Genomic DNA, 13,228 nt, shown 5'->3' with positions numbered 1-13,228 from the left:
CGCCCGCCCCGCGCCGTCCGGCCGGGGCGTTTTGCATGCCCAGGAGTTCTGTATGGCTACACCCCTGTCCGCCGCCGAGTTCCTCGCCGCCCTGAAACGCGAGGGAGTGAAGGTCGTCGAGGTCGGCGACTGGCGACACCACAACCGCAACTCGAAAGGCCCGTGGGGGCCCATGAACGGCGTCATGATCCATCACACCGTGACATCCGGCACGAAGGCGTCCGTCGACATCTGCCGCAACGGATACTCGTCGCTGCCCGGCCCGCTGTGTCACGGCGTCATCGACAAGGACGGGGTCGTGCACCTCGTCGGGTACGGGCGCGCCAACCACGCGGGCGGCGGGGACCCCGTCGTGCTGGAGCGCGTGGTCGAGGAGCGGTACGGCGATCGGCCGCCCGCGCCGAAGAAGGGCAACCTCGACGGTGTCGACGGGAACGCCCACTTCTACGGCTTCGAGTGCATCAACCTCGGCAACGGCAAGGACCCTTGGACCGAGGCCCAGCTCGAGGCGATCGAGCGCGTCGGGAGCGCGATCTGCCGGGCGCACGAGTGGGGCGCCAAGTCGGTGATCGGTCACCTGGAGTGGAGCCGGGACAAGATCGACCCCAAGGGGTTCGGTATGCCGGGCATGCGTGACCGGATCGCGAAGCGGCTGAAGATCAAGCCCGGCGGCTCGACCGCCGGTACGTACACGGTCGGCAAGGGCGACACCCTGTGGTCTATCGCCGCCAGCAAGCTCGGCGACGGCAACCGCTGGCGCGAGATCGCGAAGCTCAACAAGCTCGCCGACGCCGACAAGCTCACCCCTGGCCAGAAGCTCAAGCTCCCCAAGCGCTGACAGCTCCAGAGCCCGGGGACCTGGGCCTGCGTAACACAGGTCCAGCCCGCTGGCCTGCGTCTTCCCGGCGCCGGGAAGACGTGCCCACCTGCAGAAACGGAGAACCCTCATGGCACAGTCACCGCCCATCGAGGCGAAGGTGAAGGCCGCGACGGCCAGCACCTTCGTGATCGCCCTGGTCCTCGCTGTCCTCAATGACCTCAACGGCGACGCCGAGCTGCTGGCCCCGCTGCCCGCCTGGCTGCAGGCGATCGTCATCGCGGCCGGGCCGCCGGTGGTGACGTTCCTGTCCGGCTGGCAGGCCCGCCACACCTCGCGTATCTCCCAGCTGTAGGAGGACCGTTGGACGCCACCACCATCGGCGCGCTCGGCGCCCTGCTCGTCGGTGCCGGCGGACTGGCGACGGCGGTGGTGACTGCCATCGGGAAGCGCGGCGAGAACGCCCTCAACGGGTATTCGAGCCTGACCAACGATCTGCAGGAAGAACGCGATGGCCTCCGGCTACAGCTCACGGAGGCATACGCTCAACGGGCCGCCGACCAGGCCGAGATCACCCGGCTCCGTACAGAGATCATGCGCCTGGGAGGTAGCCCGTGACCCGCACGCAAAGGGCCCTCGCCCACCGTTGGCGCACGATCGCGCTCGCCTGCTGGCTGGTGGCCATCACCGGGGCGGTGCTGCTGGTGTGGGCGCGCATCGAATCCGCCGACCACCGCGGCGACCAGCTGGCGGCGGAGGCAGACCGGCGCGGCACCGCGGTGAGCACTTTGGCGACGGATGTGCGGCGGCTGCGCACGCAGATCAAGAGCGCGGGGAAGACCCCGGTGGCGCCGGATCCGACCCGGGCGGTGGAGAATCTCCCGGACCGGGCCGCGGTGCCGGTGCCGATCCCGGGCCCGAAAGGCGACCCCGGGGCCCCGGGCAAGGCCGGGAGCAACGGGGCGCCGGGTAGGCCCGGAGCCACGGGCCAGCCCGGCAAGGACGGGCAGTCGGGGGCGGACGGAGCAGACGGCGCAGCCGGGCAGCAGGGGCCGCAGGGTGAGCCTGGCCCGGCTGGCCCGCAGGGGCCTGCGGGGCCGCCGGGCGCGGACGGGAAGGACGGAGCCGACGGCCGTGATGGGAAGGACGGCCAGACCTGCCCGGATGGGTACAGCCTCCAGGCCCCCAGCTGGGATCCGGATGCGCTGGTGTGCCGGCGGACCGGGGCACCGCAGCCCCAGCCGGAGCCGACCGACAGCCCGACGACCCCGGCCGCGCTCGCTCCCGATCGACGCCGACTCTGACCCTTAACTCCGGGCGTGAAGATTTCACGCCCCTGGCTAACCCCCTCGTCTGGCCTCGGGCCGGGCGAGGGGGCTTTCGTCGTGTCAAGGAAGCGCGACGGCCCCCACCGAAATGGGGGCCGCTCACCCGTACCGGCGGAGCCGACCGCGGGTACCGTTCTGGTGTCGAGTCAGAACGGAGCCAAGTATGCCCGAGCACACTGACACCCCAGGGCCCAACGCCATGTTCGGCCAGAACGTCCAACGCGTCCGCGAGCGGAATGGTCAAACTCGCGCCGTCGTTGGGGGTCTTATCGGACGCAGCGCCGAGTGGGTGAAAGCCATCGAGAAAGGACGCCTCGGCGTCCCCCGCCTGCCGTTGCTCCTACGGCTCGCCGATGTCCTCGGACTACGCGATCTCGCCGAGCTGACAGGAGACGAACGACTGACCGCCGTCAGCTACAGCAAGGCCGCTCACACCGCCCTCCCCGCCGTGAAAGAGGCGCTGACCACCTACCAGTTCAATGGCACCGACGAGGAGCCGGAAACCGTCGACTCCCTCCGCGCACGTGTCCGCCAGGCATGGCAGCTGTGGCACGGGATCGGGGAGCACCGGACAAACGTGGCCGCCGTACTGCCCGACCTACTCGCCGACTTGCGGCACGCCGCGCGCGTCCACGAGGGGGTAGGCCGACGGCGTGTACTGGTGGCGCTGGCCGAGACGTACCACCTCGCGCAGCTATACCTCAGCTTCCAGCCTGTGCCCGAGCTGGTGATGCTGACCGGCGACCGAGCCATGACCGCGGCCCAGGACGCCGACAGCCCACGTGCCATCGCCGTAGCAGCGTGGTACATGAACCACGTCTTCCGGGACGCGGGTGAGCGGCACGAGGCACGCGTGGACCTGGCGATGAAGGCAGCAGATCTGATTCGGCAGGGGGATACACCGGAGGATCTCGCGCGCCGGGGCCTCCTTCAGCTGGCAGCGTCGCTGTCATATGCGAAGATCGGCCGGAAGGGCGATGCGGAGCGGTTCTGGGACCAGGCTGAGAGCACGGCGAAGCGGCTGGGCAGCGGATACGCACACCCCTATCTCATCTTCGGACAGGGCATGGTCGATGCCTACGCAATCACCATGAACGCGGATTTGGTGCGGAGCGGCGCCGCGGTTGAATCGGCTGAGGCCGTGGACGTGACGCCGATGCCGTCCGCGACGCGGCGCAGCTTCCACATGATCGAGTCAGCCCGGGCGTACAGCATGCAACGCGAGCCGGTCGCCGTGGTGCACCTGCTGAAGAAGGCGCACGAGGAGTCGCCGGAGACTGCACGGTTCAATATCTTCGCACGGTCCGCTGTGGCGGATTTGGCCGAGACTGGCCCAGCGACCGTGCGGGGCGACGCTCGGTTCCTACGTCAGGAGATGGGGCTGTCCGTCGCAGCTTGAGGGGTAGGAACTGTACCCCGGGTTAAGGGGGTAGGGAGTGTACCCGCCGGGCCCTCCCCACCCTCTTACTGTCGGTGATCAGCCCATCACCGATGATGCCGGGGGTGCCCGTGCCTGCGCATATCCGCCAAGACGTCCCGCCGTGGACACCGCCGAACACCGAGGACGTCGAGGCATTACCCGCAGGTAAATGGTGGGACGCCGTGCGGGCCGCCCCGACCGTCGGCGAACGCGCGCTTAAGGCCCTCGGCGATGAGACCGGCGCCGTCATCCAGGACAAACACGGCCCCCTGTACTGGTTGATCAAGGTGGGCTCCGTTGAGAGCTGGCGCCTGCGGCAAGTCCGCGTCCTCACCGAGCTCGCCGACGAGAGCACCTATCTCGGCGTGCCCCCGGCCTCCTGGACCGAAGGCCCCGAGACCCACTGGCGCGTCCCGCTCTCGGCCGACCACTACCTGACCGACACCTGGAAGCTGTGGGAGGCACTGGCCGAGGCCGACCGCGCCGAGAACGGCCGCGTGCCCGAGGGACGCCAACTCTGCTTCCGCTGCAAGCTCCCGACCGACGAGCCGATCCCAGTCGACGTGGAGGACGGCCGCAGCGACGTCGGCAAGGTCACCTACGCCTGCCCCCCGCATGCGCCGCTCTACACCAGGCGCCAGCCGCGGACCCTCACCAGCGCGGCCGCGGCCGAGCACGAGGGGCGGCTCCGATGACGACCTGCCCACAGCCCTCCCTGCTCCCGGGCATATCGCTGCCGGACCCCGAATCCCTGACCGGGCCCCAACTGCAGGGCTGGAACTGCGCCCTGTGCGGACAGCGGCTGTACGCCGACCAGCTGCTCGGCACAGTCGAGTGGACCTGCGGGGGCGTCACCAAAGAGAAGGTGGAACTGTACGTGTGTCGGCCGCTGTGCGGCGAGGCTCGTGTAGCTCAGCAGGGTGGTGGTCACGGATGAGCGCCTGGACGAAGGCGTCGTCTCCCCGACAGCGCGCCGAGTGGGCCGAGCGGCGTATCCGTGCGGCTGGCTACGTGCCTCTGGAGCCGTACCCGGGCCGCGCCGATCTGCCCTGGCGGTCTCAGTGCGCCACATGCGACAGAGTCCGGTATCCCAGAGTGACGGGTGTGCGGCAGGACCGGTGCAAGCACGTCAGGCGCGAGCAGCCGCCCCCACCCCGCCGGGAGAGGCGGAGTCCGGGAGGCGCCGGATGAGGCACCGCCGAAAGCCCCTCGCGGTGCGGGCCGGGCTCCTCGCCTTCCGCGCCGCCCGGCTGGGCCTGCTGCTCACTGCGATCCCCGCGCTGCTGGTGCTCGCCGTCTGGCTCTCCTTCGCGAGCACCCCGGCCCCATAGACCGGGTGGGTCGCTGGTGTTCCGGGCCCCCGTACCGGACGACGGCGCCAGCGGCCCACCCTCAAACTCCCGCCCGGCTCTCTGGTGACAGCCAGCCGCCGGACGGGCCAGCACACACCGAGAACACCAATGAGAGGAGCGCGCAGTGCGCCATATCCTGAGCGAATGCGACCACGACTGGGTGGGCTGGAGCGGCAAGGTCCGCTGTCGTAAGTGCGGCGCCACGCAGTAAACGGCCAAAGCCGGAAGGGGTGCCGGGAGACCGGTACCCCGACCGCCGTATCCAAGGGAGAGACGACGTGATCGAGCGCGTCGAGTGGGACGACCTTCCGGCCGAGCTGCGCACTGCCGTAGAGGCCCGCACTGGGAAGGTGATCGCGGCAGAGGGGGTGGCGGAAGGTCTCAACTGTTCCGCCGCACTGGTCTTGACCACGGCTTACAACGGACCTCTGTTCTTCAAGGGCGTCCGCCACGCGGACGAGCCGGGGATGGCTGCCCTGCGATGCGAGGAACGCGTCAATGCGACGGTGGGCGGCATCAGCCCCACGATCCGCTACCGGTTCGACGCGGGCGGATGGTTGGCTCTGGCCTTCGTCTACGTCAATGGTCGGCATGCGGACCTGGGCCCCGGCTCGAAGGATCTCGACGCCCTAACGGTCACCATGAAGCGCATGCATGACCTGAGGATTCCGGATTTCCCCGTTCCACAGTTCGGGGAGAGGCTTCGGAAGTTCTGCGAGCCTGGGGAGCTGGAGTACCTCAAGGGCAACCATCTGCTGCACACGGACACCAATCCCCACAACATCATGATCGGCGACTGCGGCGGCGATGCCTACGTCGTGGACTGGGCCATGCCCGCGATTGGCCCGGCCTGGGTGGATCCGGCGTACACCGCGGTGCGGCTCATGGAGTGCGGGCAGTCTCCCGACGATGCCCTGGCGTGGCTGGGCGGCTTCGCGAGTTGGCGCCAGGCCAGCGAGCGAGCTGTTCGGGTGTTCGTGGACGCCACCTGCCGGCACTGGGCTGCGACGGTTGGGGAGGGAATCGCGGAGTCCAGCAATGCACGGTTCCGGCAGCTGCTTGATTACGACCGAATGGCGACCGTCCGGAACCCTGCGCCGCGGCGCAGGGTGCAGCAGCCGTCCTAGTCTGCCGCCGCGTTCCGTTGGTGCGTCGCTCTCGTGACGCGCGGGCGGGGCCTCTGGCCGATCACTGATTTTTGCCTCTCGGGTACTGCCGGTAACGCGTACGCGCAGGTAGTCGCAGATGCTGACGGCACCTAACTGAATAGGGCAGCGATCTCGACACGGAGCGCGCGGGCGATCAGCGCCAGATGATCGATGCTCGTGCCGTACTGCGCCAACTCGATCCGGTAGATGGTGTGACGTGACAGCCCGGCGAGCTCGGCGAGCTGCTCCTGCGACAGCTCCCGCTCCTCGCGGAGGTCCCGAATGCGGTCGCCTACCCGGCGGCGCTGCTGGAGCACCCAGTCGGGAAGCGGATCGGTCGGCACCTGATAACGCTCGGGGTGACCGTGATCATTTGTCTGCCGCAAACTTGCAGCAACCTCTACCGCCCGGTAGGTATCCAGGCGCCAGCGCTGCGCGTTCACACCCGCTCACGCGGGTCACCCGATCGGCCCTCCCCCTCATCGCCCCCCAGGCGCGAGGGGGAGGGCTCCGAGCCCCCGGCCTTCCCGGCCGGGGGCTCACCCGTATTGCGGCAAGGCCGTTTGCTACTCACCCCGTGGGCCAGCCCGACGAGACGGCCAACCCGTTTGGCCGGGGCCAAACCGCCCCCCACCGAGACTCCATAACCGTCATCCAGTGTCATCGAGCAGCATCGAATCTCGCCCGTATGTCCCGAATTTGAGCATCACCGCAGGTCACAATGGGGCAAAGGATCTGGTTCGAGTCCCGTTACTCACCCTGAACGATCAAGGACCGACCTGTGAAAACAGGTCGGTCCTTCGTCGTCTCGAAGATTATGGGAACACGATGGGAACACAACTCCCCTGGCCAGTCCTACTTCAGGACATGACGAGCATCGTGGAACGCCCAAGGAAGGACGGCGCCGTCACCTACCAGGTGAAGTGGCGCCAAGACGGCGAGTGGCAGACCGAGCGATTCGGCGACCCCGGATCAGCTGATCAGTTCAAGGGCCTCGCCGAAGCCCACGGCGGGAATGGAAACCGTAAAGCACCTTTACGTTCATTCGAACTAGAATTCGAACCGTGGATATGGCGGATTGGCGATCGAAGGCCGGGCCATGGGCCAGGGCCACACTCCCGGACGGCCAGGAGCTCGACGTCATCGTCACCGGCCGCACCCGCACCGTGGATGGCCGCTGGTGGTACGAGTGCGAGGCCATCCTTCCCGCTCGATACGAGGACGCAGACGGCACCACCAAGGCCATGGGCGCGCCCACCCGATCAGCGTCTCGGCCGACGACACCGCCCCCGCCAGTTCGGCGGGGCGGTAGCACGTCAGGCCCCTTCAACCAGTCGTTCGCGCTGGGTTGCGGCCCATGCCGCGAGAGCGGTGAAGTGCTGAACGCCCGGCGCGTGGGGAAGACTCGGGGACACATGCCGGTCGATGGGGAGGGGGCGGTGTCCGTGGCCGTGGTCGGCAGTACGGACTCGGCACTCAAGCGGGCCAGGGCAGCGCGGAACATGACGCTGGAGGAGGCAGCCGACGCCCTGAACGCGATCACCGGAGGCGCGTCGGACGCGAGCCTGATGAGCGCGTGGGAGTCCGGCCGGCGCCGGACCGGCAAGCGGAACCGGGCCGGGCTTTGTCAGTTGTACCGAGAGCGGCCGGAGGTGCTGTTTGCCCACCAGGACGGGGCGGCCACCAGCGTGCTGGAGTCCTCCGGCACCGCGGTGGTGGTCAAGGTGCTCACCCGCTGGACCGACCTGGTCGAGGCGATGGTGGATGTCGCCGCCGGAGCGCGCGAGCACCTGGTGGTCATCGGTTCCCGCAGCCGGGAGAAGGCGTATCTGGCAGCGATCGAGACGGCCGTGGCCCAGCATCCGGACCTGGTGCACTACCGGGTGCTGTACGGGGAGCCGCGGCACCGGGCTCTCACTGACCACCTGCTGCGGCTACTGGAGCTGCGCGATCCGTCCGCGCGCCGCAACGGCGTTAAGACGCTGCACATCGGGATGGTGGAGCAGGCCGAGGCGCTGGAACGGTTCTTCGTCGCCTCCGAGACCGCGGCGGTGGTGCCGCTGCCCAGTTTTCATGGGGCCGAGGGCTTTGACTGCGGCGTCTTACTCAGCCGGGAGGCGGCCGTTGGACTGGTCCACCATGGGCGGGAGGCGTGCGCGTCCGCGCGGCCGGTGGAGACGATCGAGGCCGTCCGCGGGCTGCCGTACGGCACAACTAGAAGAGGCGAGTGAGAGGCGTGAGCGACAACCTTCAGCAGGCGGCCGAGGCCCGCGCGGCATCCGTGATCGGGCTGGCCCGGGAGCTGATCCGGCGCCCGAGCCGGGCCGGAATCGACGACTACGGGCCGGTCCTGGGCGTGCTGGAGGACTGGCTCACCGCCCATGGCCTGCCGCACCGCCGCCTGCACGACGCTGCGGGCGAGTTGGTCGGGCTGCTGGTGGAGATCCCCGGCGGCCGACCGGGCGCCTGGTGGACGCTGGACGCGTGCGTGGACACCGCCCCCTACGGCGACGAGACCGCCTGGTCCTTCCCGCCGGACTCCGGCGACATCGTGGACGGCTGGCTGCGCGGCCGGGGTGCGGCCGACTCCAAGCTCGCCGCAGCGATGTTCTGTCACATCGCCGCCGACCTGATGTCCCACGCCGCTGATCTGCACGGCGGGCTCGCCGTGCTCCTGGACGTGGATGAGCACACCGGCGGGTTCGGCGGCGCCCGCGCCTACCTCACCGACCCCGCTGCGGCTCGCCCGGCCGGGGTGATGATCGGCTACCCCGGGCTGGACGATGTCGTGGTCGGTGGTCGGGGCCTGTGGCGAGCCAGCGTCGCGGTCCACGCCCCATCTGGGCACTCCGGATCGAGTCGGGCCGTGGTCGGCGCCATCTCCCGGGCCGCGCACCTCGTACGCCTCCTGGATGCCGCCGACCTGCCCAGCGTCGACGGCGCCTCGGTCTTCCCCCTGCCGCCGAAGCTGTCGGTCACGTCCTTCCACGGCGGCCAGGGCTTCTCGGTCACCCCCGACCGGTGCGACCTCAACGTCGACATCCGCACCACCCCGACCTTCGACGCCCACGACGCCGAGACGCTCATCCGCAAGGCCGTCGCCGAGCTCGATGCAGAGTTGCCCGCCCCGAAGCCCACCGAGATCACCCCGGTCGCCACTTGGCCGCCCTTCCGCCTCGCCGAGGGCGAGCAGCCCGCCGCCGCCCTGCTGAACGCCGCCGCCGAGGCCGGGGTGATGGTGCGGGCGAAGACCGCGGGGCCGTCGAACATCGGCAACCTGCTCGCGGGGGAGGGCATCCCGGCCACGGCCGGCTTCGGCGTGCCGTACGAGGGGCTCCACGGCATCGACGAGCGCGCCCACCTGGCCGAGCTGCCGCAGGTCTACACCGTCTACCGGCGGGCCGTGCTCCAACTCCTTGGGGGCTGACGTCCCAGGCCCGTCCCAACTTCCTCCCAGATCCACTCCCAGGAAGCGCCCAACTCCGTCTCTGGGAACGGGCCTTGTCTCGCGGTGACATAGAGGCAGCACCACCTCCACATCCACGGAGACAAGGGAGGCCGTCCATGGCCGCACAGATCACCGTCACCACCCAGCCCGCCGCGGAGAGCACGCCCATCCCGGCGCCGCGCACCAGCCGGTTCGCACCGCAGGTCAACACCCACCCGGTGGCCACCCTCACCCTGGGCAGGCAGACCGCCAACGACTCGGACAAGAGCAACTACTTCGAGAGCCCCTGACCGTCCAGGACACCACCGAGCACCCCGGGGGCCGGCCGCTTCGGCGGCCGGCCCCCGGGCCCGTCACAGGGGAGGCGAACAGATGGAACGGGATCCGCCAGTCCTCCCGCGACCGGCAGCCGGAACTCGCTGACGAGTTCGACCAGTGGGCCGCCCTGCGGGCCGTGGGCGCCTCCGCCCGCGGCTGGGCCCCCTACGGCCGCGCCCTCGGCGTGACGCCGGTATTCCCGTACCTGGACAACACCGTCGTCCGCGCCTCTTTCGCCGTCCCGGCCCTGGCCAGGCGCGGCCTGGTCGCGTACAAACCACTGCTGCGGGCCGCTCTGCCGCAGCTCCCCGACTGGCTCACCTCCCGCCGCTCGAAGGGCTCGTTCACCGCCCAGCGCATCGCCGGACTCGCCCGGCACCGGGCCCAGCTCGACGAGCTGATCGCCTCCAGTCCGCTCGCGGATGGCGGGCTGATCGACCCTGCGGCCGTCAGTACCTCGCTGGCTCAGGCGGCCCGAGGGCAGAGCGCCACGGTGATTGCCGACCTGCACCAGCTGATCGTGACGTGCTGGTGGCTCACCGGTCAGACGACCAGGGAGGAGGTGGCGGCATGCTGACCCCTGCCCCGCACGTCCATCACGCCACGGGCCCGTACGGCACGGCGGTGCTCGACGTCCGGCGCGGAGCGTGGCTGATGCTCGATCCGGACGCTTCGAAGATCTGGCGCGCCCTCACCATCCGCGGCGGCATCGCCGGGCTCACCGACGAGATCGCCGTCCCGACCGGCCAGGACCCGCGGGCCGTCGATGAGCAGATCGCCGCGTTCATCGGCGAACTGATGGCCGTCGGCGTCCTCATCGACACATGCCGACCGCACCAGCGGGGGCGGTGGCGCCGATGACGGTCATGGTCCCGACCGCCCGGCCCACCGCCCCGAGGCGCGACCGCCTGGTGGCCGCCGTCGCGCTCGCCCTGTCCCTGGCGATGAGCCGGTGGCCGCTGCGCTGGCAGATCGCCGCCGTCCGTCTGCTGCGCGGCCTGCCATACGCGCGCCTTAACCGCCTCGAGGCCCTCTACGCCGCGGTGCTGGCGGTCATCCCTTCCTGGTGGCCAGGCCGGATCGCCTGCATGGAGATCAGCCTCGCTACCGTCATCGCCACCGCCCTCACCGGCCGCCGCTCCCGATGGGTCCTCGGCGCCCGGTTCCTGCCCGACGCCGCGCACGCCTGGGCCGAGGTGCCCGAAGGGGCGGTCGGTCGGGACATCGGCGACGCCGTCGACCGGCCGTGGCTGCCCGTCCTGTCCGTGCCGTAGCAGCCCCGACTGCCGTGGTCCGGGGCGGGCCCCAGCCTCCCCGGCCCCGGACCACAGCTTCACTCGAACAGGTGAAAATCGGGAAGCGCTGCTGACGGGCGGGCGGAGCAACCAGCACCGATGCGGCGTGCGCGGGACAATCCCGTTGCCCGGCCGTATGGTTCGGCCTCTTCATGGGGCGCGTGAGTCCTTCTGCACCCTCCTCGCCTGCCGCCACGGCGGGCCAGCCGCCGGTCATGCGTCTGGCCTCCGACCGGCACTTCGAGGCGAGCGTCAATTTGTCCGCGCGGGCGATAGCCCGCCGCCTGCCATCCACCCTCGCTCAGGCGGTCCGGCTCGGATGGCGCACCGACCGCCACGCCGCTCTGGCCCTGCTGGCCTGCCAGATCGGCGCCGCCGTCCTCACCGCGACCGCGCTCGCGGCCACCACCCGCGTGCTGGCCGCCGTCTTCACCGGAGGCGACATCGCCGCTGGCCTACGCGAGAACCTGACCGCCATGGTGGTCGTTGCCGTCGCTACCTCCGGCCGTTACCTGCTGGACGCCACCGCCCGCGCGTCCGCCGCCCGGCTCGCGCCGAAGGCCGTGCGGGAGGCTGACCTTGAGGTCATCGCGGCGGCGACCGCCGCTGAACTGGTGGCGTACGAGGACCCCGACTTCGAGGACGCCCACGCCGCCGCCTCCGACGGCGTCGAGAAGACCGGTGGCCTCATCCTCGACGCCCAGCTCCTCACGTCTGCGGCGGCGCAGATGGCCGCTGCGGCGACGGTCGTCACCGTTCTGCACCCGGTGATGCTCCCCTTGCTGGTCCTCTCCGTCGTCCCCTGCGCGTGGGGCGCCGTACGCGGCGCTCGGATCGAGCACGCGGCCCACCACCGCAACCTCGCCGACTCCCGGCTCCGCAACGTGTTCCAGTCGTACACCACTGAGCGGAACACCGCCGACGAGGTCCGCGCGGGCACCATGGCCGGGTTCCTCATCCGGCAGTACCGCATTGTCTCCGGCCGCCTGGAGGCCGAGCAGCTCAAGGCCACCCGGCAGGCTCTGGTGATGCAGGGGATCGGTGACGCGCTCACCGCGGTTGGCACTGCTGCGACTGGGGGTGTGCTCGTGCTCCTGGTGGCGAGTGGCCGGATGGAGCTTGCGGCCGCGGGGACCGCAGCCTTGGCGGTACGGACCTCTGGGGCGGCTCTTGCGACGACGGTGCGGGCCGGGGCCCAGCTGTTCCGCACCTCGCTGTCCCTGGACGACTGGGCCCGGTTCCTCGCCGTGGCCAAGCCGTGGACGACCCGCCGTGGCGTGGCCCCGGTCGCCGAGGACGGGCCGCAGGTGATCACCGCCACGGACGTCTCCTTCACCTACCCCGGCGCCGACACCCCCGTGCTCGAGGGCATCACCCTGGACCTCAAGCGCGGTGAGGTCATCGCCCTGGTCGGCGAGAACGGTGCCGGCAAGAGCACCCTCGCCCGCATCCTGACCGGTCTGTTTCTCCCCACGGCAGGCTCGGTACGGTGGGACGGGGTGGACCTGGCGGACGCCGACCCGGCCGGGGTGCTCGCCAAGGTGGCGCTTGTGCCGCAGGACTACACCCGCTGGCCACTGGCGGCGCGCGAGAACATCACCCTCGGCCAGCCCCGCCCGGAGGGCGACACCGCCGTGCACGCCGCCGCTGAGGCGGCCGGCGCTGACAGTGTCATCGCCGCGCTGCCCCACGGACTGGATACCTCGCTGGCTCGTTCCTGGTGGGGCGGACATGACCTTTCGGGCGGGCAGTGGCAGCGCGTCGCGGTCGCTCGCGCCTTCCATCGCGACGCTCCCGTCCTCGTGATGGACGAGCCGACCGCCGCGCTCGACGCCCGTGCCGAGCACCGGATTTACACGCGGCTCAGGGCACTCGCCGAGGGACGGGCGACCGTGTTCGTCACCCATCGGCTGGCCAACACCCGGCTCGCCGACCGCATCATCGTCCTCGACCAAGGGCGCATCGCGGAGACGGGCACCTTCGATGATCTCGTCAGTCGGGGGGCGACCTCGATCTTCTTCGAGATGCTCAAGCTGCAAGAGGACCGGTAGCCCCGGCCAACCGGGCCGGGTCAGGTCAGGTCAGGTCAGCGAGACTGGACC

17 protein-coding genes are annotated in these 13,228 nt (G+C 70.3%); 16 read left to right on the top strand and 1 reads right to left on the bottom strand.

From position 1 onward, the window contains the following. Nucleotides 1–52 precede the first annotated feature (52 nt). The 9 genes from GWI24_RS03900 to GWI24_RS03860 all read left to right on the top strand — a co-directional run bounded on the left by GWI24_RS03900 (nt 53) and on the right by GWI24_RS03860 (nt 6,044). The gene (locus tag GWI24_RS03900; protein ID WP_210944486.1) at nt 53–838 is read left to right on the top strand and encodes an N-acetylmuramoyl-L-alanine amidase; all 786 of its coding nucleotides are present in this window, start codon (nt 53–55) and stop codon (nt 836–838) included. Between the two features lie 109 nt (nt 839–947). Further along, nucleotides 948–1,172: a holin gene (locus GWI24_RS03895; RefSeq protein ID WP_210944485.1), complete on the top strand. Its 225-nt coding sequence runs from the start codon at nt 948–950 to the stop codon at nt 1,170–1,172. A gap of 8 nt (nt 1,173–1,180) precedes the next feature. Continuing rightward, entirely contained in the window at nt 1,181–1,435 is a 255-nt protein-coding gene (locus tag GWI24_RS03890; protein ID WP_210944484.1) for a hypothetical protein, read from the top strand. After that, on the top strand, nt 1,432–2,121 hold the full coding sequence (locus GWI24_RS03885; RefSeq protein ID WP_210944483.1) for a collagen-like protein: 690 nt from the start codon (nt 1,432–1,434) through the stop codon (nt 2,119–2,121). Before GWI24_RS03890 ends, GWI24_RS03885 begins: the two co-directional genes overlap by 4 nt. A 187-nt stretch (nt 2,122–2,308) precedes the next feature. Next, complete coding sequence (locus GWI24_RS03880; protein WP_210944482.1) at nt 2,309–3,544, top strand: helix-turn-helix transcriptional regulator; 1,236 nt, start codon at nt 2,309–2,311, stop codon at nt 3,542–3,544. Nucleotides 3,545–3,648: 104 nt separating this feature from the next. After that, complete coding sequence (locus tag GWI24_RS03875; protein ID WP_308343435.1) at nt 3,649–4,260, top strand: hypothetical protein; 612 nt, start codon at nt 3,649–3,651, stop codon at nt 4,258–4,260. Next, on the top strand, nt 4,257–4,502 hold the full coding sequence (locus tag GWI24_RS03870) for a hypothetical protein (RefSeq protein ID WP_210944481.1): 246 nt from the start codon (nt 4,257–4,259) through the stop codon (nt 4,500–4,502). The genes GWI24_RS03875 and GWI24_RS03870 overlap by 4 nt, the downstream gene beginning before the upstream one ends. A 250-nt stretch (nt 4,503–4,752) precedes the next feature. Further along, complete coding sequence (locus GWI24_RS03865; RefSeq protein WP_210944480.1) at nt 4,753–4,896, top strand: hypothetical protein; 144 nt, start codon at nt 4,753–4,755, stop codon at nt 4,894–4,896. 299 nt (nt 4,897–5,195) lie between these two features. Beyond that, nucleotides 5,196–6,044, top strand: a complete 849-nt coding sequence (locus tag GWI24_RS03860) for a phosphotransferase (protein ID WP_210944479.1) — start codon at nt 5,196–5,198, stop codon at nt 6,042–6,044. Between the two features lie 131 nt (nt 6,045–6,175). On the opposite strand, the gene GWI24_RS03855 is transcribed toward GWI24_RS03860, so the two are convergent. After that, entirely contained in the window at nt 6,176–6,508 is a 333-nt protein-coding gene (locus GWI24_RS03855) for a helix-turn-helix transcriptional regulator (RefSeq protein WP_308343433.1), read from the bottom strand. A 996-nt stretch (nt 6,509–7,504) separates the two neighbouring features. On the opposite strand from GWI24_RS03855, the gene GWI24_RS03850 reads away from it, so the two are divergent. The 7 genes from GWI24_RS03850 to GWI24_RS03820 all read left to right on the top strand — a co-directional run bounded on the left by GWI24_RS03850 (nt 7,505) and on the right by GWI24_RS03820 (nt 13,177). Then, complete coding sequence (locus GWI24_RS03850; RefSeq protein WP_308343432.1) at nt 7,505–8,296, top strand: helix-turn-helix transcriptional regulator; 792 nt, start codon at nt 7,505–7,507, stop codon at nt 8,294–8,296. A gap of 5 nt (nt 8,297–8,301) precedes the next feature. Further along, nucleotides 8,302–9,492, top strand: coding sequence for a M20 family metallopeptidase (locus GWI24_RS03845; protein ID WP_210944477.1), 1,191 nt, complete (start codon nt 8,302–8,304; stop codon nt 9,490–9,492). A 137-nt stretch (nt 9,493–9,629) separates the two neighbouring features. Beyond that, nucleotides 9,630–9,803 (top strand): hypothetical protein, encoded by a 174-nt coding sequence (locus tag GWI24_RS03840; protein WP_210944476.1) that lies wholly within the window; start codon nt 9,630–9,632, stop codon nt 9,801–9,803. Between the two features lie 164 nt (nt 9,804–9,967). Further along, a complete protein-coding gene (locus GWI24_RS03835; protein ID WP_210944475.1) occupies nt 9,968–10,408 on the top strand; it encodes an asparagine synthase-related protein in 441 nt (146 codons plus the stop codon). Continuing rightward, nucleotides 10,402–10,692, top strand: a complete 291-nt coding sequence (locus GWI24_RS03830) for a PqqD family protein (protein WP_210944474.1) — start codon at nt 10,402–10,404, stop codon at nt 10,690–10,692. Before GWI24_RS03835 ends, GWI24_RS03830 begins: the two co-directional genes overlap by 7 nt. Beyond that, nucleotides 10,656–11,105 carry a lasso peptide biosynthesis B2 protein gene (locus GWI24_RS03825; RefSeq protein ID WP_210944473.1) on the top strand — a complete coding sequence of 150 codons (450 nt, stop codon included), beginning with the start codon at nt 10,656–10,658 and terminating at the stop codon, nt 11,103–11,105. The genes GWI24_RS03830 and GWI24_RS03825 overlap by 37 nt, the downstream gene beginning before the upstream one ends. A 182-nt stretch (nt 11,106–11,287) precedes the next feature. After that, nucleotides 11,288–13,177 carry an ATP-binding cassette domain-containing protein gene (locus GWI24_RS03820; protein WP_308343431.1) on the top strand — a complete coding sequence of 630 codons (1,890 nt, stop codon included), beginning with the start codon at nt 11,288–11,290 and terminating at the stop codon, nt 13,175–13,177. Nucleotides 13,178–13,228 lie beyond the last annotated feature (51 nt).

It is taken from the genome of Streptomyces sp. MK37H, assembly GCF_018035285.1.
Taxonomy (GTDB): Bacteria; Actinomycetota; Actinomycetes; order Streptomycetales; family Streptomycetaceae; genus Streptomyces; species Streptomyces endocoffeicus.
This window is presented reverse-complemented; position numbering and strand designations above follow the sequence as displayed.

Bases quoted from the DNA above. Each gene is read 5' to 3' on its own strand.
- GWI24_RS03900 (WP_210944486.1), top strand. From the start codon at position 53: ATGGCTACACCCCTGTCCGCCGCCGAGTTCCTCGCCGCCCTGAAACGC.
- GWI24_RS03895 (WP_210944485.1), top strand. From the start codon at position 948: ATGGCACAGTCACCGCCCATCGAGGCGAAGGTGAAGGCCGCGACGGCC.
- GWI24_RS03880 (WP_210944482.1), top strand. From the start codon at position 2,309: ATGCCCGAGCACACTGACACCCCAGGGCCCAACGCCATGTTCGGCCAG.
- GWI24_RS03870 (WP_210944481.1), top strand. From the start codon at position 4,257: ATGACGACCTGCCCACAGCCCTCCCTGCTCCCGGGCATATCGCTGCCG.
- GWI24_RS03865 (WP_210944480.1), top strand. From the start codon at position 4,753: ATGAGGCACCGCCGAAAGCCCCTCGCGGTGCGGGCCGGGCTCCTCGCC.
- GWI24_RS03840 (WP_210944476.1), top strand. From the start codon at position 9,630: ATGGCCGCACAGATCACCGTCACCACCCAGCCCGCCGCGGAGAGCACG.
- GWI24_RS03830 (WP_210944474.1), top strand. From the start codon at position 10,402: ATGCTGACCCCTGCCCCGCACGTCCATCACGCCACGGGCCCGTACGGC.
- GWI24_RS03825 (WP_210944473.1), top strand. From the start codon at position 10,656: ATGCCGACCGCACCAGCGGGGGCGGTGGCGCCGATGACGGTCATGGTC.